Here is a 26,784-nt window from a genome sequence, read left to right on the forward strand (position 1 = left end):
TCTTGCCTAATTTTATATCCAAGTATATAAGATTATTTCGATGAAGTCCCGCGTTCTCATTCTTCTTCTTATTAGCTTATCTTTCGCGAATTGTTATTCGAGCACGGCTTTCTATTTTTATAATTTACGAATGGATCAAATTCCACCAGGAGTGCAGCGGGGATTGTATAAGCAGGATGAGAAGGCCTGCGGAGAATCGATCCGAAATATACTGGTCCGCATTCCTCGAAAAAATCCGAGCGCTACCCATATTCGGGACTTAGAGATCTTGAAGAAGGACGATGGATTGTTCAGTAGCTGTTATAGATTGCATTATGGCCTGGAGATCTCTCATTGAAAATTTCCGGCCTAATCCTAATTCTATCCGTTTTCTTTTTCTTCGCAAATTGCTTCGGAGAATCTCTGATCTATCGAGTAGAGAGGATCCGACCAAGCAAGGATAGACCCGTATTCTCCAACCAAAGGGTAGAAGGGGAAGATTGCTCGGCACTCGTATTTCCTTTCTTTTTCGGAAGGTTTGTGCCCGACTTACAAAGGGCATACGACCATGCCATGGAAAAGGCCCCTCCAGGTACGAAGTCCTTAGCAGACGGCGAAGTATATACGAAAGGGTTCTTCCTTCCCCCCTTATTCTTTATTCGCTGTGTGACTGTAACCGGTTCCCCTAGTATGGAATGATCCGAAAATCGGCTTTTCAAAAAGATCGTCCTCAATACTTTAAACATGAACTAATTCGACTTACCCATGTCTAATTAGTAATCGCCCGCCAAAGTCAGGGCGAGAAGGAGATACAATGGAAGCGGTGGTTCATAAGGCAAACACAAGAGGGAAGGTGGATTTCGGTTGGCTCAAATCCAATCACACTTTTTCCTTCGGCAACTATATGAACCCGGAAAGAATACGATTTGCTTCATTACGAGTTTTGAATGATGACATCGTTGCTCCGGGAAGGGGATTCGATCCGCATCCACACCAAGATATGGAGATCATTTCGATCCCGTTGAAAGGGGCCTTGGAACATAAGGATAGTATCGGGACTGCAGGTGTGATCCGATCCGGAGAAGTGCAGGTCATGTCCGCGGGAACAGGGATCGTTCATTCGGAATACAATCATTCCAAGACGGAGCCTGTAAATTTTTTACAGATCTGGGTGCTTCCGGATAGAAGAGGTGCTGAACCTCGATACGACCAGAAGCAATTCTCCGTCGAGGAGAGAAGGAACAAATTCCAGGTAGTGGTCTCTCCAAAAGACTCTACAGAAGGGCTTTGGATCAACCAAAACGCATGGTTCTCCATGGGAAATCTGGAGGCTGGGGTAGAGGTTTCGTACCAACCCAAGAATGAAGAGAGAGGTGGAGTTTATGCTTTTCTAATATCAGGAAAAGTGAATATAAATGACACCGAACTTTCTGCGAGAGACGGAGCGGGGTTTCCTGCGACCGAGCTCTTAAAGGTAAAAGCCTTGGAAGAATCGGAACTTCTACTCATGGACGTTCCTGAGATCGTTTAAGCAGATAGAAGGGAAATTTTCGCTCTTCCTTGTAGGAACAATAGTTCCCACATAGAAGTTCGCGAAAATTTTCCGTTGCCGGTTTGGGGAATTTCTGGTATAGGGAATTCTCTTCTCCCACGAGCCACTCCCCCCAATCCCGAAGATGGGTGGGGGCTGTTCAAAATTACCCTGAGCCTTCGATTGAATCCAGTCTCTCAGTTAACTTGGCTGGCTCGCTCGACTTCGCTTTTTACTTCAATTCTCCTGGTTCCACAAAGAAAGTCCTGATCGAACCGTCTCTCAATAATCGGATCCCAAGCTTCTTACCGATAGAAGATTCATCTAAGATCTTGTGCAGGTCATCGATCGTATGGATGTCTTTCTCATCCAAACCTATGATCAGATCGTTACTCTTTACGCCTGCTTTGTCTGCTGGAGAGCCGGATTCTAGAGACATTACGAGAATTCCAGAATCCAAATGTAGACGGTTCATGGATTTGGTAAGAGCCGGGATCTTTTGGTTTTGGCCGGCAATTCCTAGATATCCTCGTTTGACAGAACCATAAGAGATCAACCTTGTGATCACATACTCGGCGGTGTTCGAGGCCACTGCGAAACAGATTCCTTGTGCGGGAAGAATGATTGCGGTATTGATCCCGACGATCCTACCTTGGGAGTCCACCAGAGGGCCTCCGGAATTTCCTGGGTTCAATGCCGCGTCCGTTTGGATCACGTTATCGATCAGACGTCCATTACGAGAACGTAAACTTCTTCCGAGAGCGCTAACCACTCCTGCGGTAACCGTCGATTCGAATCCGTATGGATTCCCGATCGCGACTACCAACTGCCCGACTTTTAATTGTTTGGAATCCATGAAAGAAGAATGAGCGAAAGAATTCCCATGAACTTTCAGGACTGCCACATCCGTATGAGGGTCGTTCCCCACAAGGTCGGCTTCTTTACTAGAACCGTCGGAGAGATTTGCCACAATCTTCTTCGCACCATCCACAACATGGCTGTTCGTAGCTATATATCCATCCGGAGTCAGAAAGAAACCGGAACCGCTCCCGCCTTCTCCCTTTGCATTCGAGACCTGTAAGTGGACTACGCTCGGTCCAACTGTCTCCACCGCGCGGACCACAGACTTGGAGTATGCATCTAAGATCTCTTCTTCACTAAAGGAGCGATCTTTGGAGGGAACTTTCTTTAGATCCTTCTCTTCTCCTCCTTGTAAAGAAGACACAAAATTTGAGGTTGTGTTCGTAAATAATACCATGGTACTTCTTTGACTCCCGGCGTCCAAATGAGAGTCCCAAAAAGAGCAAAATTACTAGGTGAAATTATTAGGTCAGGTCCAGGTTTTAAGGATCCGGACCCTGTTCTAAGAAGGAGCAGATAGATAGAAAGAAAGTGGAAGTATTTTAGAAAAAATGAATACTTATCCGCTTCTTATATTGAGATTATTTTTTGTATTCTTCCGCTTTGGGAGATACCGGTTTATAATAAACGGTGGTTGTTCCTTGCGAGAACATCTCGGGAACTGTTCTTCTCCAATTCACGAAATGAGGAGTCTCCAGGTGTGCCTTGCGGATGCTTTCGTTTTCATACGCCTCTATCAATAAGAATCTGCCATCGTCTCCATCGTTTTGCAATAGGTCGAAGCGAAGGATCCCTTTTTCTTTCAAAGATTCTCTGGATAGTTCTGAACTGATCTCCAAGAACTCTTGGATCTTTTCGGGAAGGATTTTGTAAGAAGAAACGGTGATCACCATGCTCCCTAGTTTCAAGATCCGATTTTCTTTCGCCAGAAAAAAAAGATGGATCGAATCCTGTAGAGATGAAAGTTTTTCCCTATGAAAATAAAAACTCCCATCACGGAGATGCTTGGTATTGACCTGCCCATTATCGGGGCCCCCATGTTTCTCGTTTCTTATCCGGATCTAGTCGTAGCAGTTTCCGAGGCCGGCGGTTTGGGAACGTTTCCATCCCAAAACTATCGTACTCTGGAAGAATTAAGAAGAGGTCTAGAAGAGATCCGCTCTCGCACAAAGAAACCTATCGGTGTTAACTTAATTTTACATAAATCGCATAATCCGAATTGGGCCAAACATTTTGAGATCCTTTTGGAGTTCAAAGTGGAATTGATCATTACTAGTTTAGGAAGTCCTCGCTCTATCGTCGGAGAGGCCAAGTCCGTAGGAACAAAAGTATTCTGCGACGTAACTACATTAAAACATGCGAATATAGTAGCGAAGTCCGGAGCGGATGCGCTCATCGCAGTCTCTCAAGGGGCAGGCGGACATGCCGGTAATATTTCTCCGTTCAGCTTATTCCCATATTTGAAAAAGGAAGTAGGTCTTCCGATCATCGCTGCAGGGGCGATCAGCGGGGGAGCTCAGATGGCGGCTGCCATGTCTTTGGGAGCGGATGCAGTCTATGTGGGAACTAGACTGATCGCTACGAAAGAAGCCTCCGCTTCCTCCGAATACAAGAATATGATCGTAGAGTCGGCTCCGGAAGAGATCGTTTATACCGAAAAAATTTCGGGAATTCCCGCGAACTGGTTAAAGCGTTCTGTAGAAAAAGCGGGAGATAATTTCCATAACGAAGGGTCCGGGGATATAGACCAAGAATTCAAGCGTTGGAGAGATATTTGGTCTGCAGGACACGGCGTGGCACAGATCGATTCCATCGTTCCTGCAGGAGATGTGATCCGAGGAATGGCTCAGGAATATTCGGATATAGTAAAGAATCTGCCGAAGATGAATTAAGATTTCAGAATATAACACTTAAGGACCCCGAGTTATCTTAGGAGGCTCGGGGTTTTTTTACGTACTTGTGGAATTATTTCTTTTCGGAAAAACTGACCGGGATCAAATGAAACACTCCGAACAAAAAGACCTGTAGCGCGTCGGAGATCTGAAACCCACCTCTACTTCCGGAGCGGACGGAATAAATTGCCACTTCTATGATGTGAAGTCCTAAAATAATCCAGCCTAGAGCAGTAACGATCCCGTTTAGGCCCTCATGCAGACTTACGAGATTTACGAAACCGCTTAGAACTCCCAACCAAAGTAACCAGAAGGCTCCGGTAGCAATCTTATTGATCAAATTCATTTTCTCTTTCCTTTGCGAACGATGGAGAGTATGGGAGCCTATGCGACTCGATCGGTCAAGAAGAAGTTACTAAATTTGGGAATGGAAACGTTGTTCGTTAAGGATTTTGAATAAAAGAGAAGAAGGAGCCGAAGGTCAACCTCCGGCTTCTACCTCGATCTTCTCATCTTGTTCCGATTCCGTAAGGACAGGGCTTTCTACCTGATCCAATAAGGACTTTAGAAGATCATAATATGGAAGGACTTTGGGGCCGATGGATTTTCCCAGTTTATTCTCATAAGAAGTCCTGAGAGTTGCATCCTCGTCTCCTTCGAGAGGATAAGAAGAAGAGGCTCTTCCTTCCCAGAGAGTTTCCTTAGTATCGCATTTCTGGATGGATGCGGAGATGGAGAGCCTCATCCCGGTAGAAGAAGGGCCCAATACTGCCGGAAGGAGCCAAACCAGAAATCCGGGAGTGCTTCCGTGCAAGGATTCTTCCAGTTTTAGTTTGAGAACTCCCTGAGACTTGCCGATCTTCGCTCCACAATCCACATTCTTATTAGAGGGATCCGGATACACGATGAATTCCTTATGATGTGCAAGCTCTTGCTCTGCGATCGCTTTTGCAAGAATTGCCTCCGTCGGATTCACCTTGGAGTCAGGAGAAACCGAGATGGTAAGCCTTTTGAAATTATGGAGAGAGGTCTCGTAATTCGGGGATTGCCTTACTTGCTTTACCGCGCAGTCCATGAAGAAGACTGCGAGGATCGGTAGTATTAAGATGGAAAACTTGGATCTCATTTCTTCTTCCCTGTTTTTTTCTTGGCTGCCGTCTTCTTCTTAGCCGCTTTTTTAGGGGCAGGCTTCTCTTCCTCTCTTGCGAGTAAGGGAGAGAGACCAGGAGTTTCGGACCCTTCTTCTTCCGAGCCGAACCCAAGAGGGATTGCCTCCGATTCCTCGGACTTTCTTCCTCTATAAGCTAATTCTAATATGGCAGGAAGTAGAGTGAGCGCGATCAATAAACAGGCGGCGATCCCTATGGTGGCCACATTCCCGATGGAATGAAGTCCCCTTTGCTCGGCGAGTAATAAAGCGCTCCATCCGACCAAGGTAGTCAGCGTAGATGCGATAACTGCGGGGCCGACCATCGCCATCGCTTTTACGATATCATGATCCTCTCTGAATCTGTAGTAGATATAGATCCCGTTTTGGATCCCGTATCCTATGATGACCGGGAATACCAACACATTCATAAAATTTAATTTAAGATCTATAAGAGCCATGAAGCCTACGGTCACTACGATCCCAAGTAGGAGCGGGATTAGAGAGAGCAATGCCGGCAAAAAGGCTCTGTAGAACAATATCAGTACAACAATGACCAGGGCCAAAGTCACGAAGAAGGCGATGAAACCTTCTCGCTTCACGATCAGTACAAGGTTTGCAAATAGGACCAAGCTCCCCGCGGTATCCGTTTGGAACGTATAAGAACGCACCTGTGCGATATCCTTGTAGGGTCTATGCTCTAAGATCGTGTCTACCGTCCCCGGAAGGATATGGACCGAGAGGAGTTTTTCCTTGGAGTAGGTATTCAAGGCTTTGAGTAAGACCTTGGTTTCCTCTTGGGAATAATTCTCTTTCACAGGATCCAGATATCCTTTTCCTGCGATGCCGGTGGAATACAAGATCGCATTCAAGGTCCTTCTGGAAACTTTAGGAACATCTAATCTTCCGATCGCAGCAAAGAATTCTAATAATTTCCCACCATGCCAAAGTGCAACCTTAGGATAGAGGAAAAGAACATGCCCTTTCACTTTCGATTGAGGCACTTCTTTGAACTGGCTTGCAAAATAATCCGGAACCTCTTTATAGTCGTAAGGCTTAACGGAAAGAAATAGCTTAGCCTTAGGGAGATACTTTCTCTGTTCAGGCTTCAGGAAGGAAGGCTTCACAGGTTTCATATCCTTGGAAATTTGATCCAAGATCTTTCGGTTCGCCAACTGCTGGTTGTATGGAGGAACGAAGTTCCAAAGGGAAACTACCTGATCCACGGAGCCTGCGATCTTGTCCGGCACAGGGCTCAGATAATCGAATACAGCTTCAGATTCTTCTAATGTCTGTACTACGATCGCCTGCGGATCCGAAGAAATATCGAACCGATCTCCGATCTCGTCGTACAGGTTCACTGACTCCAGGTTTTCCACGAGAAGGTTCTTACCATTCACGTCGAATTCTACCCGAGGAGCAAATATGCCGATTGCGATCACAAGTACTAAAACGGTAATGGAAAGGACTCCCGGCTTGGAATAGAATCTTCTTAAGAGTCCGGAAGGAGTTTGCTGATCTTCACTCAAAATAAAGAGCTTTGCAAGAGAAGGAAACCATTTTAACAAGAGAGCGATCTGCAGTGCCGTTACGCCATACATTGCGATCGCGATCAAAACGATACCGTAGGTTGCGATGATCCCGAATTCGCTGAATCCTCTAAATTCGGAGAAGGACAGCACTACGAATGCAGAAGTGGTGGTCAACGCGGAACTAAAAGAAGCAATCCCGGTATGATAGATGGTATCCTTGATCGCTCTGACGAGATCTTGCTTTTTAGTGAATTCTTCCCTGAATCTATATAAGAATTGGATCCCGTAGTCTATTCCTAAGCCCATTAAGATGGAGCCTATGATGCTAGTGATACTATTCAATTCTCCGATAATAAGCCCTGTCATTCCGAAGGTCATGAGTAGTCCGCTGACAAGGGAGAATAGAAGAATAACGATGAAAAGAGGATTACGGAAAAATAATAGAAGGAGTAGGGCTATCCCTAAAAAGGAAGCGATCCCTATCGGTTTCAGTGCCCTAACTAGGGTCTCGTAATCGTCCTGGTTTAATTTATAAGCTCCTGTATAACCCGCATAAATATCGTCTTTCTCAAAGTTCTGGCTCTTGACAAGGTTCTGGACCCAAACATCCAGTTTTTCCGTGAATTGAATGTCAACAAAGGAGCCGGTAGGTTTGATCAGGACGATCAGCATTCCCTTGTCCGGAGAAATATTATACTCGTCGAATATATCTCTTTTGGCTAGCTTTTGGTATTTGGCAATGATATCGGAGAAGTCGGGATTGTATTCTTCGTTCGTGAGCTTGATGAAGAAAGGATTCGCTTTCTCTATCTCGTCATCTATCTTGCGTTTTACCCTCTTACGGATCTCTATCAAATCGTCCGTTTTTAGGAAGAGGGGAAGCCTGTCCTGTAAAAAGGAAACATTGTAACGAAAGGAAACATAACGCACCATCTCCTTATTCTCTAGGAGTGCGGCCGCCAAACGATCGGAGGCTCTTTTGAGCGCGATTTCCCGAGCCTTATAGTAGGCAACGTTCTTGCGTTTGGCCTCGTCTGCGAGATCCAATTCCTTCTTTTGGGTTTCCGGATCGCCGTTCCTTTTGGCGGCAAAGGCTTTCGCGAGATGTTCGCTCATTCCCTTATCGTCTTTGAATTTGAGAACGACAGTGTAGAAGCCGCTTCCTCCTACCATCTCTATGACCTTCTTGGTCTGGACCACGGAAGGATTATCAGGAGGGAGAAGTTGAAGGTTATCGCTGTTGATGGAGAGTCTTTGCGTATAGAAAATAGATAACGCTAGAATAATAAGTAAAAGGAGAGAGGAAGCGGCCGGTCTGGTTAAGACTAACTCGACCGCTTTAGATAGAAGTTTTCTCATCAGTTTTTAGCTGCTTTACGAACCAATTCGATCGTGCCCTTGACCCCGTTTTTCTTGATAGAAGGATCTATGTTCTTCACACGGTTGATCTCGGTGGCAAGCTTACCTTCCGTTTCAAAATCGCTAATATACCAAGCACCTTCCACTTCGGAGAGGATCCATGCAAACTTGATCTGGTCCGATCCTTTGTATAGGATAGAGGAACCGATCCTTGCGTTTGTCCCGTTCACGCTCGGTTTTTCATACGTAATATCTATCTTGTCGAAGTACTTGAGTGCGATAGGGAAGGCCTTGTTTATGATATATTCCCCGATCGCATCTTCGAAATCCTTTCTGTCTGCAGCGGAGATCTTATGACCAGCCAAGAGTTTATCGGAGAATTTTCCCACATGGATGAGAGCCAAAGCCTTATCATTCTTTTTATATCGAATAAAACCGATGAGTTTCTTAACAGCGGCTAACGTTTGCTCTTCTACTGAGACTTCGGGAGAAGGAGACGGATTTTCAGCGGGAGCCTGGGCCTCTTCGGCGAATAGAATGCCGGAGGAAAGAAGAAGCGAACAAAGTAAGAAGGTTCTAAAAAGTCTCACAGTATTACCTAAGAGGTGGCCGAAGAGGAAATTTTACAATCGCATGAATCCGATCGCGCTTCGGCCCGGATAATTTACAGTAATCGGAGACGAATGCCTAAGTCAACGGAAAATAGGACATATCCAAAGAGCTTTACGCATTGGGTTTTTTCCAATCCAAGACTCCCTTGGATTCGAAATACTCCAGATCCTTGCCGTCGTCCAAGTCGGATAAAACCGGAAGAAGTCCAACTTGCTTGCGAGCCCATTGCATTTTTTCCAAACTTCTGGAAAACACCGTTTCGGTGCTCCATTCTATTCCATGAAAAAGCTCGGGAGTGTCCGACTGCAGACCAACTAAATAATATCCTCCGTCTTTTGCCGGTCCGAGGATCACATCCTTATTTTCTAATATCTGGAATGCTTCTCGAATATGAAGAGTGTCTAACTCAGGGCAGTCGCTACCGATTAACACGGATAAGGTGGCTCCATTTTGAAAAGAATACAGAAATGCATTCCTCATCTTCTCGCCTAGATCCTTGCCTTGTTGGAGACGAATATGTAGAGGGGAATGACCCCAGCTTCCTAGATCGGAAGGATTGGGAAGATAGGAATCGAACCAAAGTACCTTGGTCACATCCACTCCCTTGCAAGCTTCTCTTGTTTTTTCTACAAGAGCCTGGTAGACTTCCAGTGCTGCTTCTTCGCCTATTTCTTTAGCAAGCCTGGTCTTTACTTTCCCAGGCACTGGGTTCTTTAAGAATATATGCAGTATTGGGCCTTTCATTCGGAAAACCTAGTATCCTTTCTTTTTTACTCTGAGGCAGTTTTTGGCGTCCCTCTTTCTAAAAAAACATCTATTTAGTCTGTTCCTTGGGGGATGTTCTCTTTGTGTCCAATGCTAACAAAGGCGAGTAGGACCAAAAGAAAACGGTTTGTTATAAAAATGATCTTGTAATTAGAACAAGCTCTTTAAATGATCAAAAATCGAAAAATTCCCTCATTTGGAATGTCATTCAATTCAAGAGGAGATATCATAATGATCTTAAATCTAAAACGGGGGCTATTGCTCCTGATCCTAGGGATCCTTCTCAGCGGTATCGTTTCTTCCGCTTGTAAGCCTGGGGGAGGAAACGGACTCATTCCACTTTTCAATCTTCCCCACGTGGAAAAAAGTAAGACAGGTTATTTCATCATCGTTCCACAAGGGATCGCACAATGAAAAAGAATATTCAAAAAGTCTTACATAAGACTGCTTTAGTCCTCTTTATTTTCTTTGCGATCAGTTCCGGATTTAAATTCGATACTGTCTCCCAAAAAGACGCGAGTCCTTTTCCTCTCTCTTTGAAGTTTGGGCTTTTGCAGCCCTTGCACGCTTCTGCGGATGATTGGGGATTTGTGAGACAATCTGCCACCTGGGCCAGAGGAAATTCCCTCTTCATGGACGATATCATTGCAGGGATTGAATCGAATACCTTGCTTGTCGCAGCCGCGAGTGGTAGCACTGTAACGGCTACCAATATGAAGGTGGGTGACGGAGGAGGGGTTTTTGATGTTCGATTGACATTGAATAATTCAGGAGCCGAATTTTCTCCCACCTCAACCGTATACACAGGAACAAAGACATTCTCGAATTATTTCGAATTGAAGGTAACCGGAACTTCTACGATAGCACTCCAATTCTATTGGGACAATAATCCGAGAGATCCTTCTACCCAAGGAGCATTATTGCTTTATAATTTAGCTTTGGTCGCTCCGGATCTTTGGACGGCGACTGCGAATATTGAAAGCTACGTGTACATGCCGGATTTGGCAAACGATACTACTAACACGTATACATCCTATCCTCTCCAAGGTTTGATCCAAACTTATTCTTGGTCGGGACCCTTGGGCACAGATTCGGAATTATCTAAGCATGCTCAAAGAGGCAGGGTGATCTTGGAAGAAATGGACAACCGGACTGTTTTCTGTTTCAAGACGGTAGTCCGTATTGATGCGACTACAGACCTATTTCCGACCATTCCTTCATTCTCCAGTAAGGGGCTTTGCCAACCCGGTGGAACTTCTAACGAATATTATAAATTGGCCTACAGCCAGAAGTTGACAGGAGATCTAAACGTAACCGCGAAAGAAGGATGGGACGAGGGAACCATCGCCGCTTCCGGAACGGATACGATCTGCGGAATCGGCGGGACCAGTCTTAGTTATGGTCTGTTCAATTTCAATGGGTTCGTTCGGGATCATGTAGCTGGTACAGATATTCCTTCTGATTATGTGCCTTCTTCCAGAGTGGACTTACTCTATGGAAGAGTCGGTGGTCAGGGTAAAACTGGAAGTGGTGACGCGAATGGTGTCCTTTGGGACGATACTACTCAGGCTACGATCGACGGCTTAAGTGTTTCCTTTCAAACTCCTCCCGGACAGGTCGGCTCTCTCATTCCGATCAACTAGAAGTTAAAAGTATAGAGTAACGAAGGGAATCGTAACGATTATCCTCTAAAAAAGCCCCCGACCTCGGGGGCTTTTTATTTCCTTCTTCTGCCCTGGAGATCCCTAAGAAATTCCATCTACTCCTCCAAGGTCGTCGGATACTCCTGTTCTTCTTTCAAGAATGTCTTACTAAATTCCTCCTTTTACTCTTGACATGCAGTTATTTACCTGCATAATAAAAGCTGCATGCACGACGTGTTTCGGGCTCTTGCTGACCCGATCCGAAGGGAATTACTGGATATGCTCTATAAAAAGGACGGCCAGAGCTTAGGGCAGCTCTGCGGATCCATGTCGATCCGCAGGCAATCCGTTTCCCAGCACTTGGAGATCCTAGAAGAGGCAAACCTGATCGTTACTCTGAAAAGAGGAAGGGAGAAGATCCATTATCTCAATCCTGCACCTATTCATGAGATCTCTGAACGTTGGCTAAAGAAATATGAGAGAAAAAGACTGCAAGCATTGCAGGAGCTCAAGGAATCGTTGGAGGGTCCTAAGAAATGAAAACTGTTACCGATATAAAATTCGTATATAGCACCTATATCTCCTCTTCGCCGGAAAAGGTATGGGAGGCTTTGACCAGCGCCGAATTCTCTAAGAAGTATTGGTTCGGTAGGGCCATCGAAGGGGAATGGAAGGAAGGCGGTGCAGTCCGGTTCATCGACCCGGAGGGAAGGCCCGAGATCGTAGGCACTATTTTAAAATGCGAGAAACCACTTCTTCTTTCCTATACCTGGGCGATTAGCCCGGATCATCCCTTCTTGGAGAAAGTAAAGGATAGATTGGAAGAAGAGAACGCGCCCACTAAGGTAAGTTTTATCTTAAAGAAAATGAAACAAGGACTGACCAAGCTTACCATTCTGCACGAAGATCTTCTTCCTAAGGACATTGTGGAAGATAGCGATACATTCTTCGGATTGAATAACGGATGGCCTGCAATCCTTTCTTCTTTGAAAAGCCTCTTGGAAACCGGAAAAGCGATCGAATACGATCTCTCCGAATAAAAGAAATTCTAGATGTAAGCAGACAGAAGGGTCTTGATTTGCGTTCTCGCAAAACCCCGACTCAGTCGGAATTTATAGATAAAAAAAACGGAGGATGATCGGGCAGGAATTCCCGTTCGTCCTCCGCTCTTTCGGCAAGGATCCTCTTTAGAGATCTTACGCCGCTCTGCGTCCCATTTCTTTAACAGGATCGATCTCTTTCCAGATAGAGAACGCATGTCTTTGGGAGAAGAACCAAACCAAGGAAGCGAGTCCGATCCCAGCTGCCACCATAAGAAAGGTAGAAGGAAATCCCAATCCGTAAGCGGTATAGACCAGTAAAAGAACTCGGACAGGTTCTAAATACAATGCCCAACGTTTCAGATCGAAGATGGCACCAATAGTAGTCAGAGATAAAATGCTAAAGAAGAAGATGATATACTGTATGTTCGTAGGAATGGAATTGATCTTTACGAGCATCGCGAAGGTCCCAACCAAAGTGACAACGAACCAGGTCAAAGCATAAGCGGTAAGCGCCTTGGGAAGGGTAATATCATATTTTTTGAATGTTTTTACATCCACTTCCGGGATCGGGTATTGTCCGCCCAATTCCTGAGGTCTCCAGCCCGGCATCGCAAAGAATACCTTGATCTTGTCGATGAAACGAGGGCTTTTCCAGGCTTGCTCCACCATCTCCACCCAATAGTGAACGTTGGCCCAGATCGGATTGAAACTACGAAGAGGTTTTACCGTTCCATATACCGGAGTCTCTTCTTCTTTTTGGAAGGTTCCAAACCATTTGTCGAATACGATCAAGGTCCCGCCATGGTTCCTATCGATGTATTTCGGATTGATCCCATGATGCACTCTATGATGAGAAGGAGTGTTGAAAATCGCTTCGAACCAAGAAGGAAGTTTATCTACTGCCTTAGTGTGGATCCAAAATTGATAGATCAAATTGAGTTGTCCGTTCAATACCATGACGATCGGAGAAAAACCTAAGAGCGCCAAGGGAACATAGAAGATCCAAGTGAACAAACCATGAAAGCTCGCCTGACGTAAGGCTACGGTTAGATTGTATTCCTCACTTTGGTGATGGACCACATGTCCGGCCCAGAGAAAATTCACCTCATGGCTAAGTCTATGGCTCCAATAATACGCCAGGTCATAGAGTACAAAGCAGGCGACCCAGACTCCCAAAACGATGATCCAGGACCAAGAACCAGCAGAAATGCCCCAGACTTCTCCGGTAGGCATCCAAGCAGCGGGTTCGCTTGGCCAAGACGGAAGGTCAAACAGCTTCCAATTCTCATATATCCAAATATATGCAAAAAACTTAATGGTCTTGAAGATGATCCCGAAGATCTCGCTAGAGATCCCAGCGCTTAGATCGTTGATAGAATCGTTAAGTCGGTATAACTTCCCTTTATGAAACCAAGAAAAGGCTAACTCCATACCAATAAGTAAGAAGAAGAACGGAATCGCGATTGTAATTAGATTTATTTTTTCCATAGTAATGGCCGTTGGCCTCTATGATTCTCCCAAAACAAACCGGGTCAATCCAAAACTAAGTAAGCTTCTAATACTTATATTTTTACCTATCAAACGTATTAAAAAAAATAATCCTTTGGTCGTATGCCGGTTGACGAAATCCGGATTTCATTCCAATTTCCTCCCTAATGGCAATTTCAAAATGGATGATCTACGGAGCGAACGGTTACACGGGGGAGCTCATTGCAAGAAGAGCAGTTTCTCGAGGACAGAAACCTGTGTTAGCAGGAAGGAGCGAATCTAGGATCGCTGAACTCGCAAAAGAACTTCGATTGGAGTACAAAGTATTCGATCTTAAGGATCCTGAGGAAATTGCCAAGAATATTCGGTCCTTCCAATTGGTCTTGCATTGTGCCGGTCCATTTGTGCTTACCTCCGAGCCGATGGCCAAGGCCTGCATCGCAGAAAAAGTGCATTACTTAGATATCACAGGAGAGATCCCGGTCTACGAATCCTTACAGAAATTAGGAAAGGATGCGGAGAAGGCGGGAGTCCTTCTTCTGCCAGGAGTGGGATTCGATATCGTTCCTACGGATTGTTTGGCTTCTTCTTTAAAGAAATCCCTTCCGAATGCGAAAGGATTGGAGCTTGCCTTTGTGGGTTTAAGCGAAGTCTCTCCGGGGACAATGAAGAGTGCGCTTGCGCAGCTTCCCTATGGCTCAAAGGCGAGAAGGAATGGCGAGATGGTGGTCCTTCCTCATTTGAGTACGAGTCGAGAGGTCCAGGCGGGAGGGAGATCCTACAAAGTCTTCGGGATCCCTTGGGGAGATGTTTTCACTGCCTATATCTCGACCGGGATACCGAATATAGATGTGTACACGGATATTCCGGAGAGCCAGGTCAAGGCACTGCGTTATATGAAACCGGCCCTATCCTTATTAAAAGTGCCCTTTGTTTTAAAAGCTGTCCAGGCCTTGGTCGGAAAAACGATCAAAGGACCAGGGGAATCGGTTCGCACCAATACCATGACTACGGTCTGGGGAGAAGTGCGCACGGAAGACGGAAAGAGATCCAATCGAATCCTAGAATGCAAAGAAGGATACGAGTTCACGATAGAATCTTCCTTGGCTGCTGTCTCAAAAGTTTTGGCGGGGAAGGGAGGAAAAGGATTCAAGACCCCAAGTCTTGCGTTCGGAGCGGATTTTGTTTTGGAGATCCCCGGTTCTAAGTGGACGAATCTTCCCAACTGACAGAAAGGAAGAAGGAACTCCATCCTTTGCAGAAAGGAAAAATTTTCTTTACATTGTCTTGGATGGAAGAAGCATGATCGCGCGTACAAAGAATGATATCTTTCTTTCGACTTAGTATCCTATTCGCTTTTTTACTAATCTGTTTGGGATGCACAACCATCAAGGTGCATGTTCCTAGAACCTTACCCGATCCGCACCTGATCCAAGAGAATTGGAACGAGATAAAATATCTTGCGTATGATCCTGCCCAAGACTGGAAATCTGAAAATTTGGAGATCGAATATTCCCAAGAAGATCCAAAACGTTTCGTAAACTACAGAGATATCTTTACCACTTGGACTGGGTGGGGAAGGGATTACGAAAATCTTTATGGTCCGGTCACAAAACTTCTCGCAAAGGAATTCAAGGACAATCCGGAGGAGTATTTCGGAAAGACAAAGATACTGATCCGAAAATTCCATTTGGAATCCGTAGATCATTGCATATACAACTCTGTGAATGTAGAGTTTGAGGCGGATGTGATCTCAAATGGAATATCTTGGAATTATAATTTTAAGGATGGGATCGAGTCGGAGGTCAGCGATTGCATGACGGTGCTCGCTACTCTTCCCGTTCTAACCGGATGGATCGTTTATCTTCCTTATATAGGGTATAGGGGAAGCAGGGAGGATCAGCTGAATCAAATGGGCCGAGTCGCCATGCTGGATTTCTTGGATGAATGGAAGAAGCGTAATCCGAAACCTACGGATAAAAAGGGGAAAGCGAAATGAAAAAGTCACTTCCTATCCTTCTTCTTTTTCTCAGCTTCACATTTTCCTGTTATTATTCTACGGACAAGAGATATACGGTAGGTCAGCCTTACGAGCCGAACAAGGATATGTATTTCGATGAGGAGAATCCGCAGTTCGAGGAAGGAGAACCTTATTCCGTAATCGACTTTATAGGAAAATGGCTCTGGCCGGATAGCTTATTCGCAAAGGTAATGATCTGGGACAGAAGAATGCAGAACCATTCCTTCTCCTTTGAGACCAAAAGGTATTTGAAAGAATATATCAGGGATAATAATCTCAAAGACGTAAAGGTCCGTTTCAATCAGTATGCTCCCTGGGACGATCTCAAAAGACTATGGCATTCTAGATCCGTGAATCCTTTCTTGAAATGGACGATCGGGCTCTACGCATATTTTGTAAATGATCTGATCTTAGTGGGAAGGATCTTTGGTGGGGACCATTATAACCCCTATTCGAATACGATCCATGTGTATTCCGATATCCCTGCTGTGGTCGTGCATGAGGGAGGCCACGCCAAGGATTTCTCCCAAAGGCAATATCGTTCCTTGTATGCACTTGGCTATGCTGTTCCTGTCTTAGGTGCCTTTTATCCGGAAGCGAGAGCTTCGGATGATGCGATCCGATATTTCAGATATCGCTGTGATAAAACAGAAGAGATAACCGCCTATCGCACGTTATATCCTGCCTATGGTTCCTATGTGGCCGGAGGGGTATCGGATCTTGTCCCGACTTCTCCCTATTCTACGTTAATCTATTATTCCCTACTGGCAACTGCAGCGACTGCCGGGCATCTGGTTGGCTACGTACGCCAGCGTCAGGTGGAAAAGGAATGGATCCCGAAAGAATGCCAGATCGCAAACGAGCTAGGAAAGAAATAGTTCCCACAGCGTAGATCCGAAGGGTCCCCGCCCTGGTTCGGGTGGGGGGAGTGGCCCGTGGGCGGCGCGAAATCCCTATATCACAAAACCGAAATATTTGCAACTCCTCTTAAAAACAGTTCCCACGCTGTAGGAACTCCTTCCTCTCCTAAAATCGAACTTCCTTGGTTTTCCCTACAATCCGGCCAAAACTAGATTTCTTTCCAAACACTTAGTTTATATATTAAATAAAATGATTAGTAATTAATCATATATGAAGTTATAGTATAAAAAATAAGCGTATAATTTAATTTCTGCTTGTTTATTAACAGGGAAAATCGTCCCCTTCAGTTAGATGGGAGGGACGCTATGCTCCTGACAAACTATCAAACGGATTCTTTTTACGATGAAATGTTCTCCGAGGAAGGCGGGATTCGCCAGAGTTATCATATTCTGAAATCCCGGATCGAGGGGATGGACGATAAAGAACTTCTGAGCAGGAAGGCTTCCGCAGAAAAGGCACTTCTTTCTCTCGGGATCACATTCAATGTCTACGGAGACGAGGAAGAAGAAGAAAGGATCATGCCTTTCGATATCATTCCGCGTATCGTCACCGCTTACGAATGGAAAAAAATGGAAGAGGGCTTGAAGCAAAGAATTCGTGCCCTGAATCTTTTCATCCAAGATATTTATGGAGATGAGAAGATCATCAAGGACGGGATCATTCCCGCGGAGATCGTCTATAGTAGTTCCGGTTATTTAAAGGAATGTAAGGGGCTCGTTCCACCTAAAGGGATCTGGATCCATATTACTGGGACCGACCTTGTCCGTGACGGGGATGGGCAAATGCTCGTTCTGGAAGATAACCTTCGTTGCCCTTCCGGTGTTTCCTATGTATTAGAAAATCGTGAAGTAATGAAGAAAACATTCCCGGAATTATTCGCGAGTCTTTCTGTGCGTCCTATTTACGACTATCCGATCCGTCTTCGGGGAATGTTGGAGCATCTCTCCGACAAATCCAATCCGAATATCGCCGTTCTTACCCCTGGGATCTATAACTCCGCTTATTATGAGCATAGCTTCCTTGCGTCCCGCATGGGAGTCTCCTTGGTAGAAGGTACCGATCTTACTGTCCGGGACGACAAGCTCTACATGAGAACAACCAAAGGATTGAAGCAAGTCGACATTCTCTATCGCAGGATAGATGATAATTTCCTGGATCCTAAGGTCTTCCGTAAGGATTCCATGCTTGGTGTTCCGGGCCTCTTTGAAGTATTTAAAAAAGGAAATGTTGCTCTTGCAAACGCTCCTGGGACAGGGGTTGCTGATGATAAGGTGATCTATTCCTATGTTCCTGATTTTATTAAGTACTATCTGGGAGAGGATCCTATCATCCCGAATGTTCCTACTTACCTTTGTTCCAGAGAGAAGGATCTGAACTACGTTTGCGAGAATATCGGCAATCTGGTTGTAAAGGCGGCTAACGGAGCTGGCGGATATGGAATGATCATAGGTCCAGTCGCAAGCCAAAAAGAGAAGGAAGAATTCGTGGCCAAGGTAAAAGCCGATCCACGCAATTATATAGCTCAGCCTGTGCTTAGTCTTTCTCGTATCCCTACATTGATCGAGGATAAATTGGAAGGGCGACATGTGGATCTAAGACCCTTTATTCTCTATGGGGAAGAGATCTATGTCATGCCTGGAGGATTGACGAGGGTCGCCTTGAGAAGGGGATCTTTGGTGGTAAATTCATCTCAGGGTGGAGGATCCAAAGATACCTGGGTAATGGGTTGATCTCAAGCCAAATAAGCAAAGAGGGAATGATTTCAAGCGGAACCGAAACATACTATAAAAACTAGAGAGGTTTCCTAATGCTAAGCCGAGTCGCCGAATCCGTATATTGGATGAATCGCTATATGGAGAGAGCGGAGAATTATTCGCGTTTCTTGGACGTGAATTTTCAGCTTTCTCTGGACCTGAATGAAGACTCCAATCGCCAATGGATGCCGCTAGTCTATACTACCGGTGATAACGAACTATTCTTCCGCAAATACAATTCTCCTAGTAAGGAAAACATAATACACTTTATGAGCTTGGATACGGAGAATCCGAATTCCATCATGAATTGTTTGATTCGTGCCAGAGAGAATGCGAGGACGATCCGGGAGAATATTTCCACTCCAATGTGGGAAGTGATCAACGAATTCTATCTCACGATCAAATCCAAGAGACGGTTTGATGAATCCGATATGCCTGGCATTGCCGAATTCTTCAAGGCGATCCGGAACCAATGTCTCTTATTCTACGGTTGCCAAGAGGCTACTATCTCTCACGACGAGGTTTGGCATTTTGCTCTGCTTGGGAGATTGCTTGAGAGAGCGGATAAGACTACGCGTATCCTGGATATGAAATATTTTATCCTACTCCCTTCCGGAGAAAATACGGGTTCGACTTTGGATCTGATCCAATGGCTATCCCTTTTGAAGTCGGCAAGTGCTCATGAGATGTTCAATCGCTTCTACACTAGGATCACTCCTAAGAGTATCGCAGAATTCCTGATCTTGGATAAGATCTTTCCGAGAGCGATCCGATTCTGCCTCTCTAAGACCTTCGATAGTTTGAAGACCTTAAGCGGTACCGAAAAGGATAGCTATGGAGAAGAGACTGAGAAGAAGGTGGGAGTCCTTCTCTCCGAAATGAATTATGCTTCCATTGACGAGATCTTTACTTCGGGAATGCACGAATATCTGGATCAGTTGCAGGTCCGATTGAACGGGATCGCTTCCCAGTTGGACGAAACATATTTTAGAAATTAATAATACTCGGGTATCTTCTCGATCTTTCGGGTAAAAGGCAAAGACCGCATGTCTCTTTTAGTTTCATTAACTCACGAAACATCCTACGAATACGATAGGCCTGTAAATTTATCTCCTCATGTGATCCGCTTGAGGCCGGCGCCTCACTCTAGGACGAGGATCGTATCTTATTCCCTGAATGTGGAGCCTGCAGAGCAATTCCTGAATTGGCAACAGGACCCTTTTGGGAATTACCAAGCAAGGCTTGTCTTCCCTAAAAAGACCGAGAAGCTAAAGATCCTAGTCGATCTCGTGGCGGAGATCCAAGTCATTAATCCTTTCGATTTTTTCTTGGAGCCGGACGCGGAAGAAACCCCTTTCATTTATTCGGATGCTTTACGAAAGGAACTTCTTCCGTATTTAAGTGCGACGGATGGAAGCCACGCTCTTGCGAATTATATTTCTTCTCTTAGAAAAGACGGCATATTGAAATCAAAGAGAACGGTGGATTTCCTAGTAGGGCTCAACCAAAGAGTGTACCAAGATGTTTCTTATGTGATCCGAATGGAGCCTGGTGTCCAGACTTGCACGGAAACCTTGGAGAGAAGATCCGGTTCCTGTAGGGATTCCGCCTTCTTGCTTGTGCAGATCCTTCGTCATATAGGTCTCGCCTCTAGATTCGTATCCGGTTACCTCATCCAACTGAAGCCGGATGAGGTTGCGATCCACGGACCGGCAGGACCAAAAGAGGATTTTACAGACCTGCATGCTTGGGCCGAAGTCTTTTTGCCGGGTGCCGGTTGGGTGGGTCTTGATCCTACCTCCGGTTTATTTGCAGGAGAAGGTCATATTCCATTGGCAGCGGTGCCGGAGCCGATCAGTGCCTCGCCTGTGTTCGGTTATTCGGATCCAGCGGATACAAAGTTCGGGTTTCGAATGGAAGTAAGACGCTTTCAGGAGAGTCCGCGGGTAACTAAACCTTATTCGGATGAAACCTGGGACCGGATCTTGAAGATAGGAAAGCATCTGGATGAAAGATGCAAAAAGAATGATATTCGTATCTCAATCGGAGGTGAGCCCACATTCATCTCGGACAAGGACAGGCAGGATCCTCAGTGGAATACTGCTGCATTAGGAAAAGAAAAATTAGAATTCGGTGAAACTCTCCTGGAGAAACTGAGAGAGCGTTTTTCTAAGGGATCTCTTGTGCAGGTTACGCAAGGAAAATGGTATCCGGGAGAACCCCTTCCTCGATGGTCTTTGAATACATTCTGGAGAAAAGACGGGGATCCTCTTTGGAAGGATCCTTCTTTGCTCTCCGATTCTCAAGGCAAGAAGACGATCCCGGACTTGGATATCGAGATGAGCCAAGCACAGGCTTTCGGGGAAAAGCTTTGCTCTATTCTCGGAATTTCCCCTCGGCATTTGGTCCCTCTCTATGAGGACGGATTCTATTATCTTTGGAAAGAAGGCCAGTTCCCGGAATGGAAAGATCCTAAAGAAGGAGATCCTGAGAAAGACGATTTTTCCTTCGAGGCCTTGGAGAGAAGAAAAACACTCTCTCTGATAGACAGGGATTTCAAATTAAAGAAGGCTTTCGCAATTCCATTACAATTTAATTATATATCTTCCGAATGGGAAAGCTCAGAATGGAAGTATAGAAGGGAAAAGCTCTTTTTGATCCCGGGAGATAGTCCTGCCGGATTCAGACTGCCTTTCTCTTCCATTTCGGATCATTTCCGAAGCAGTGCCGTATTCACCGATACATCTAAAAAGAGATCCTTCCCGAATAGAAAGGAAATAGATTCTCGTTTAGAAAAAAGAAGTAAGAAGGAGCCAAAATCCTTTCCTGCAGGCAAGGACCTCCCTATAAGAACTACATTGGTCTTGGAGCCTCGTTTTGGGGTCTTAAGAATCTTCCTTCCTCCTGTAGAGGGAGCGGAGCCTTGGTTGGATCTGATCGCTTCCTTGGAAGAAGCAGCGAGATCTTGCGGGATTGCAATCGTTCTGGAAGGATACGAACCTCCTTCGGATGCAAGACTTGGCCTATTTCGCATAACGCCTGATCCGGGTGTTTTAGAAGTGAATTTACATCCTTCTTCTAATTTTGACGAGTTGGAAGAGAAGACCCGTATCCTGTACGAAGAGGCAAGAGAGCTAGGTCTAAGCGCAGAGAAGTTCATGATAGACGGAAGGCATACCGGAACCGGAGGAGGGAACCATATTACGGTAGGTGCCATGTCTCCGGAAGATAGTCCCTTCTTAAGAAGACCGGATCTGCTCAGGAGTCTTGTAAGCTATTGGCAGCATCATCCTTCTCTTTCGTATTTGTTTTCCGGTTTGTTCATAGGACCTACTTCTCAGGCACCTCGTTTAGATGAGGGAAGGGACGAAAGCCTGTATGAATTCGAACTAGCTTCTTCTCAATTGGAAGGGATCAAGCAGCCGGATCCTTGGCTCGTAGATCGGTTATTTCGGGATTTATTAACTGATCTTACCGGAAATACCCATAGGGCCGAGATCTCCATCGATAAATTGTATCCTCCTTCGGGTCCTCGCCTCGGGCTAGTAGAGTTAAGAGGTTTTGAAATGCCTCCTCATTATAGGATGAGCGTGGTCCAACAACTTCTCGTTCTCTCCTTGCTCTCCCGTTTCTGGGAAAAACCTTATACTCATCCTCCTATTTTTTGGGGAACAGAGTTGCATGATCGTTTTTTATTGCCTCATTTTGTATGGAACGATTTCAAGAATGTACTGCAAGATCTGAAAGAGCACGGCTTCGATTTTAAAGAAGAGGAGTTCCTTCCTTTCTTCGAATTCCGCTTTCCTGTCTATGGAAAGACCCAACGAGAAGAAGTCTTCTTGGAATTGAGAATGGCGCTCGAGCCTTGGAACGTTTTAGGAGAAGAAACTTCTTCTTTTGGCACTTCGAGAGCGGTGGACTCTGCATTAGAAAGATTGCAAGTAAAGGTGGAAGGCTGGAGCGATCGCTACGTTCTCAGTTGCAACGGTTACGAGGTTCCTCTTCGGTCTACCGGCAAAAGAGGAGAAGCGGTTTCCGGGATCCGGTTCAAGGCTTGGAATCCTGTATTCACCTTACATCCGAATCTTCCCATTCATTCCCATCTCGTATTCGATATTTGGGATACTTGGTCTTCTCGTCCTTTGGGAGGATGTCGCTATTATGTTTCTCATCCAGGGGGAAGGTCCTACGATACCTATCCCGTGAATTCTTTCGAGGCCGAGAGCCGTAGGATCTCCAGATTCCTGGCTGACGGCCATTCGGTGCAAAGCGGTTCCGCCCCCAAGAAGGTGAGCCATTCCGGCGGTTATACCTTGGATCTTCGCTGGGCAAGCACCCGGAAAGAGAAGTAGGAGATCCTACACTCTTTCTCTTTCTTTGGGAGGCAAACGATCCCTTAAACCCCATTCTGATATTTGTCAATTCTTGAGAACCTCTCTCAAAAACGGTTGCAAGCAAGGACTTAAAAATAATCCTGATTCTGAGAAACAGACTTAGTTAGAGCCGGGGTAACTATGCGACCAATACATACAAAATGGCAGGAAATAAATTTGTTTTCCTGGCGTTTGGATCGATTCACGATCCCGCTCGGAGTTTTTTCTAGTCTGCTTCTGGTCTTCTTTTTCTTCGTGTCTTGCGCTCCGAAAAACTCGGCGAGCGCAGAGTCCGGTATCAACGGATATCTCTATCGAATGTTCAACTCTTTCGATCCCAAGTCCATGTTGAACAATCTTGGGAACAATGTCATGCCCCCTTTGTATGCGGATTTGGGGACTCAGGCGGACGATCTATTAGCAAAAACGAATACGTTTGTAGGCGGTTGTTCGGCAGGGGCCTTGAGCGGTTTACAAACCTCTTGGTTAGCGAATATGAGCGCCATCCAAAAAATAGAACAGTTTCGCTTTGGAGTGATGCTTTCTCCTTATACGCATGTGGATCCTTTTGCAGTCGAATATTTGAGCGAGACCCCTCCGATCAACGATGACCTGAACGATATGGACCTTTTTAGCGGTTCCAGTTTGGGAGCAGCACAGGTTTATATCAACGGCCTGGACCGGGATGCAAGAGGCTTGACTGCAATCGAATATGTTTTATTCAGCAAGGCTTCTCCGAGTTGGGGAACTGCTCCGGATTGTTCCGATTTTACTACCAGCCGTACGTATCTACTCCAGGCTCTCGTTGTAGATTATAATAATAACGCACATATCATGTCCGATGCTTGGATCGTAAGCGGCACGAATTATGGGGCTCAGATCTCAAATGCCGGCAGCGGGTCGACCGCATTCTCCAGTTCGGGAGCTGCGTTAGACGCATTCGTAACAGGCACGATCCAACTCTTAACCATTATGAAGGATGGAAAGTTGGAGATCCCGGCGGATCTTTCTAGCGGGGGGAATGGCTCTTCTCCTGATCCGAGCCGTCCTGAGTCCAGATTCTCTGCGAACTCTTTCCAGAACCTGGAAGATAATCTAAGCACTTTTAAAATCGTATACAATGGGAATGGAACCGGGGCAGGCCTTTCGGATTACGTGAAATTCTATAGCCCCGATCTGAATACTGAGATCCTTGCTACGATCACTCATTTAGAAAGCGTGCTCGCTCTTGCGAAAACGGACGGTACTTGGGGTAGTTCCAATCTTCCTAATATTAAGGCCGCGATCAAAGATATAGGGCATCTATTAACTATTTTGAATACTGAATTGGCTGCGCTCACCGGTTCTTCGCCCGTGTCCGGCGGACCTGGAGGGGACGGAGACTGATGTTTCTCAGAAAAAGTTTCCGACTCACTTTATTCGTTTTTATTTTCATTCCATTCAGCTTCCTCCTCTCCCAACCGAACGATACTACTAACGGTACGTCGGAGGAGGACCCTTCCAAGAAGGGGACCTCTTCTTCCGAGGAATCCGTAAACGAAAGGAGAAGAAGATTCCTCGAAAGCGGTCAGATCAATGTGATCGGTGCCAAAGACGATGATATGAAGAAGATCCCCGGATCTGCGAGCGTCATCGGGAAGAAGATCCTAAAAGAGACTAATCCGATCGATTCCATGGAGGCCTTGCGTCGGGTTCCCGGCGCCACGATCCGTTATCAGGATGCCGTCGGTCTCACTCCGAATATCGCATTTCGAGGTGTAAGTAATGAAGAGTCCCGTAAGACACTGATCTTGGAAGACGGTGTATTTACTTCTCTCAGTCCATACGGGCAACCGGAGAGTTACTTCATTCCTCATATCGATAGAATGGAACGAGTCGAAGTGGTAAAGGGCTCCGGTTCTATTCTCTTCGGGCCGACCACTCTAGGCGGTATTGTAAACTATGTGACCCGCAAGCCTCCTGAAAAGCCTACCTTTAATGCGAAGATCATCGGAGGTATGAACGGATATGCTTCCGGCTTATTGCAATACGGTGGAACTTCTCAGGCAACGAATACCGCATACGATATTTCTTATCTTAGGACACAAGGGAACGGATTCAGGGATTACCAAGGCTTCAAGACCAACGATTTCAATATGAAGCTTATGCAGAAGATAGGGGAGAAGGATACGGTCTTCTTAAAATTCCAATCCTATAACCAAGATTCCCAAGCTACCTATCTAGGTTTGACCCAAGGATTGTATTGGAAGAATCCAAAGATCAATCCTGCCAAATATGATCATAAGAATATAGACAGACAAGCGGCAGTCATTGGCCACGATCATACCTTCAACGAAAATTGGAAAATGATCACAAGAGCCTATTGGACAAATGTAGGATTCAAGTTCAGACAGGAATCCTTCTCTTACAATAGCCAAACCAATTTCGGATTTGCTTCTCGTCCTCCGGACAATGCGTTTGGGGTTTATGCTCCAGGTCTTTTCGGGAACCAAGCTGGCGATGTGATCTACATGTTGGATTCCACTCCGAACCGGAACTTCTTCTTTAAGACGGGCGGTTTGGAAACCAAGGTAGAGGGAAAGTTCGTTACTTTTGGGATCGAGCATGAGATCGCTTTCGGAGCGAGAGTGCATTCCGAGAATGTAAATGCCGCGAATAATATATTCCCTTATCCTAATATGACCCAAGGGATCACGACCCAACAGCAGAACAGGAATTCTCGCGCACTCGCTACCTATGTCCAAGATACGATCAAAGTAACGGAAAAGTTTAAGGTTATTCCGGGAGTCCGTTACGAGGACATTCATCAAAACGTATACACTCACAGAAGGCTTGCTACTTCTGCGGATGTGGCGGCAGGGACCGCTTCCAGTGTGGGACAAACACTTGTCGTGAGCGAGGCAAACGATTCCGTAACAAGGGTTGTTCTTCCCGGACTCGGTCTCACTTATGATATTACTGATAGGTTTATGTGGTTTTCCGGAGCACATACCGCATTCTCTCCTCCTACCTTCTCTACATTGCAAAACCCCGCAGTAGGGATCGGATATAAGTTGAGCGCGGAGAGATCCAATAACTACGAAACAGGCTTTAGGGGAAATATCACCCGTTACTTCTATACCCAAGTCAGTACATACGCATTATTCTTTTCGAATCAGATCGTTAATACGAACGAGGCCGGTTCTCTTACGGGTGCGGTTCCAATTAACGCCGGTAAGTCGGTGAACCGAGGAGTGGAGAGTAATTTTGTTTTCGACTTCGGAAAATTCTACCAGTCTAGATGGGAGATCCCATTGGAGATCACCTATTCTTATACCAAGGCTGTCTCTACTACCTACCAACCTGTTGGTACCGTGCAGAATGCCGATGGGACAGTCAGTGTTACCAACCAACCGCAGTTCGCGATCAATTCCAGTGGGAATCTGATCAAGGTGAATACCAACGGAAATTATCTGCCTTACGTTCCGATGCATACATTCATCGGAGGGATCGGTTTCAAGAGCCCACAAGGTTTTTATGCTAGAATGGAATACCAATACTTCGATAAACAATATTCCGATCTACAGAATACCAAGAACCAAAGTACGGACGGAAGCCAAGGTGTGGTTCCCGCGTACGGAATTTGGAATGCGGACTTTGGTTACGAGGCTCCCGGAGGAAGATGGTCTTTCTTCGTGAATGGAAAGAACTTACAAGATAGAGTGTATATTTCCGGAAGACTTCCTGTGGGGATCCAGCAAGGGCCTTACAGGCAGATCAATATCGGATTTACTTTGAAGCTGGACTGAAGGATCTGAGGTCCAGATTTCTATCCGCATTCTCCCTAATTTGTACGCAAAATGCTAAAACAAAATGAGAAGGAAC

24 protein-coding genes are annotated in these 26,784 nt (G+C 45.6%); 16 read left to right on the forward strand and 8 right to left on the reverse strand.

Features of this window, described 5'->3' with window-relative positions:
- The first annotated feature begins 40 nt into the window (after window positions 1–40).
- The 3 genes from EHO57_RS16200 to EHO57_RS16210 all read left to right on the forward strand — a co-directional run bounded on the left by EHO57_RS16200 (window position 41) and on the right by EHO57_RS16210 (window position 1,510).
- Window positions 41–337 carry a hypothetical protein gene (locus EHO57_RS16200; protein WP_135641810.1) on the forward strand — a complete coding sequence of 99 codons (297 nt, stop codon included), beginning with the start codon at window positions 41–43 and terminating at the stop codon, window positions 335–337.
- Entirely contained in the window at window positions 334–678 is a 345-nt protein-coding gene (locus EHO57_RS16205) for a hypothetical protein (protein WP_246050754.1), read from the forward strand. The genes EHO57_RS16200 and EHO57_RS16205 overlap by 4 nt, the downstream gene beginning before the upstream one ends.
- A gap of 115 nt (window positions 679–793) precedes the next feature.
- Window positions 794–1,510: a pirin family protein gene (locus EHO57_RS16210; RefSeq protein ID WP_135641811.1), complete on the forward strand. Its 717-nt coding sequence runs from the start codon at window positions 794–796 to the stop codon at window positions 1,508–1,510.
- Window positions 1,511–1,742: 232 nt separating this feature from the next.
- Here the strand turns inward: EHO57_RS16210 and EHO57_RS16215 are convergent, their stop codons facing one another.
- Window positions 1,743–2,768: a S1C family serine protease gene (locus tag EHO57_RS16215; protein WP_135641813.1), complete on the reverse strand. Its 1,026-nt coding sequence runs from the start codon at window positions 2,766–2,768 to the stop codon at window positions 1,743–1,745.
- 184 nt (window positions 2,769–2,952) lie between these two features.
- Window positions 2,953–3,264 carry a putative quinol monooxygenase gene (locus tag EHO57_RS16220; protein WP_135643211.1) on the reverse strand — a complete coding sequence of 104 codons (312 nt, stop codon included), beginning with the start codon at window positions 3,262–3,264 and terminating at the stop codon, window positions 2,953–2,955.
- An 81-nt stretch (window positions 3,265–3,345) separates the two neighbouring features.
- Here EHO57_RS16220 and EHO57_RS16225 point away from each other — a divergent pair, with 81 nt between their 5' ends.
- A complete protein-coding gene (locus EHO57_RS16225; protein WP_135641816.1) occupies window positions 3,346–4,263 on the forward strand; it encodes an NAD(P)H-dependent flavin oxidoreductase in 918 nt (305 codons plus the stop codon).
- 73 nt (window positions 4,264–4,336) lie between these two features.
- On the opposite strand, the gene EHO57_RS16230 is transcribed toward EHO57_RS16225, so the two are convergent.
- From EHO57_RS16230 to EHO57_RS16250, 5 genes are all read right to left on the reverse strand, one after another.
- A complete protein-coding gene (locus tag EHO57_RS16230) occupies window positions 4,337–4,609 on the reverse strand; it encodes a hypothetical protein (protein ID WP_135641818.1) in 273 nt (90 codons plus the stop codon).
- Between the two features lie 135 nt (window positions 4,610–4,744).
- Window positions 4,745–5,389, reverse strand: coding sequence for an MXAN_6521/LA_1396 family lipoprotein (locus tag EHO57_RS16235; RefSeq protein WP_135641820.1), 645 nt, complete (start codon window positions 5,387–5,389; stop codon window positions 4,745–4,747).
- Window positions 5,386–8,301: an efflux RND transporter permease subunit gene (locus EHO57_RS16240; RefSeq protein WP_135641822.1), complete on the reverse strand. Its 2,916-nt coding sequence runs from the start codon at window positions 8,299–8,301 to the stop codon at window positions 5,386–5,388. Before EHO57_RS16240 ends, EHO57_RS16235 begins: the two co-directional genes overlap by 4 nt.
- The gene (locus EHO57_RS16245; RefSeq protein ID WP_246050798.1) at window positions 8,301–8,840 is read right to left on the reverse strand and encodes an ABC transporter substrate-binding protein; all 540 of its coding nucleotides are present in this window, start codon (window positions 8,838–8,840) and stop codon (window positions 8,301–8,303) included. The genes EHO57_RS16240 and EHO57_RS16245 overlap by 1 nt, the downstream gene beginning before the upstream one ends.
- Window positions 8,841–9,024: 184 nt before the next feature.
- The gene (locus EHO57_RS16250; protein WP_135641826.1) at window positions 9,025–9,657 is read right to left on the reverse strand and encodes a TIGR04282 family arsenosugar biosynthesis glycosyltransferase; all 633 of its coding nucleotides are present in this window, start codon (window positions 9,655–9,657) and stop codon (window positions 9,025–9,027) included.
- A gap of 252 nt (window positions 9,658–9,909) precedes the next feature.
- On the opposite strand from EHO57_RS16250, the gene EHO57_RS16255 reads away from it, so the two are divergent.
- From EHO57_RS16255 to EHO57_RS16270, 4 genes are all read left to right on the forward strand, one after another.
- Window positions 9,910–10,092 carry a hypothetical protein gene (locus EHO57_RS16255; protein WP_135641828.1) on the forward strand — a complete coding sequence of 61 codons (183 nt, stop codon included), beginning with the start codon at window positions 9,910–9,912 and terminating at the stop codon, window positions 10,090–10,092.
- Window positions 10,089–11,321: an LIC_12337 family protein gene (locus EHO57_RS16260; RefSeq protein ID WP_135641830.1), complete on the forward strand. Its 1,233-nt coding sequence runs from the start codon at window positions 10,089–10,091 to the stop codon at window positions 11,319–11,321. The genes EHO57_RS16255 and EHO57_RS16260 overlap by 4 nt, the downstream gene beginning before the upstream one ends.
- A 225-nt stretch (window positions 11,322–11,546) precedes the next feature.
- Window positions 11,547–11,861 (forward strand): ArsR/SmtB family transcription factor, encoded by a 315-nt coding sequence (locus EHO57_RS16265; RefSeq protein WP_135641832.1) that lies wholly within the window; start codon window positions 11,547–11,549, stop codon window positions 11,859–11,861.
- On the forward strand, window positions 11,858–12,361 hold the full coding sequence (locus EHO57_RS16270; protein WP_135641834.1) for an SRPBCC family protein: 504 nt from the start codon (window positions 11,858–11,860) through the stop codon (window positions 12,359–12,361). The genes EHO57_RS16265 and EHO57_RS16270 overlap by 4 nt, the downstream gene beginning before the upstream one ends.
- Before the next feature lie 156 nt (window positions 12,362–12,517).
- On the opposite strand, the gene EHO57_RS16275 is transcribed toward EHO57_RS16270, so the two are convergent.
- The gene (locus EHO57_RS16275; protein ID WP_135641836.1) at window positions 12,518–13,852 is read right to left on the reverse strand and encodes a sterol desaturase family protein; all 1,335 of its coding nucleotides are present in this window, start codon (window positions 13,850–13,852) and stop codon (window positions 12,518–12,520) included.
- A gap of 167 nt (window positions 13,853–14,019) precedes the next feature.
- Here EHO57_RS16275 and EHO57_RS16280 point away from each other — a divergent pair, with 167 nt between their 5' ends.
- The 8 genes from EHO57_RS16280 to EHO57_RS16315 all read left to right on the forward strand — a co-directional run bounded on the left by EHO57_RS16280 (window position 14,020) and on the right by EHO57_RS16315 (window position 26,708).
- Window positions 14,020–15,081 carry a saccharopine dehydrogenase family protein gene (locus EHO57_RS16280; protein WP_135641838.1) on the forward strand — a complete coding sequence of 354 codons (1,062 nt, stop codon included), beginning with the start codon at window positions 14,020–14,022 and terminating at the stop codon, window positions 15,079–15,081.
- A gap of 92 nt (window positions 15,082–15,173) precedes the next feature.
- Window positions 15,174–15,851: a hypothetical protein gene (locus EHO57_RS16285; protein WP_246050756.1), complete on the forward strand. Its 678-nt coding sequence runs from the start codon at window positions 15,174–15,176 to the stop codon at window positions 15,849–15,851.
- Window positions 15,848–16,750, forward strand: a complete 903-nt coding sequence (locus EHO57_RS16290; protein WP_210409991.1) for a hypothetical protein — start codon at window positions 15,848–15,850, stop codon at window positions 16,748–16,750. The genes EHO57_RS16285 and EHO57_RS16290 overlap by 4 nt, the downstream gene beginning before the upstream one ends.
- A gap of 348 nt (window positions 16,751–17,098) precedes the next feature.
- Entirely contained in the window at window positions 17,099–18,523 is a 1,425-nt protein-coding gene (locus tag EHO57_RS16295) for a circularly permuted type 2 ATP-grasp protein (protein WP_135641840.1), read from the forward strand.
- Between the two features lie 77 nt (window positions 18,524–18,600).
- The gene (locus EHO57_RS16300) at window positions 18,601–19,545 is read left to right on the forward strand and encodes an alpha-E domain-containing protein (protein WP_135641842.1); all 945 of its coding nucleotides are present in this window, start codon (window positions 18,601–18,603) and stop codon (window positions 19,543–19,545) included.
- 48 nt (window positions 19,546–19,593) lie between these two features.
- Entirely contained in the window at window positions 19,594–22,899 is a 3,306-nt protein-coding gene (locus tag EHO57_RS16305; protein ID WP_135641844.1) for a transglutaminase family protein, read from the forward strand.
- Window positions 22,900–23,097: 198 nt separating this feature from the next.
- Window positions 23,098–24,306, forward strand: a complete 1,209-nt coding sequence (locus EHO57_RS16310) for an imelysin family protein (RefSeq protein WP_246050757.1) — start codon at window positions 23,098–23,100, stop codon at window positions 24,304–24,306.
- Window positions 24,306–26,708, forward strand: a complete 2,403-nt coding sequence (locus EHO57_RS16315; protein ID WP_135641848.1) for a TonB-dependent receptor family protein — start codon at window positions 24,306–24,308, stop codon at window positions 26,706–26,708. Before EHO57_RS16310 ends, EHO57_RS16315 begins: the two co-directional genes overlap by 1 nt.
- Window positions 26,709–26,784 lie beyond the last annotated feature (76 nt).

Source organism: Leptospira langatensis, from assembly GCF_004770615.1.
GTDB classification, from domain to species: Bacteria; Spirochaetota; Leptospiria; order Leptospirales; family Leptospiraceae; genus Leptospira_B; species Leptospira_B langatensis.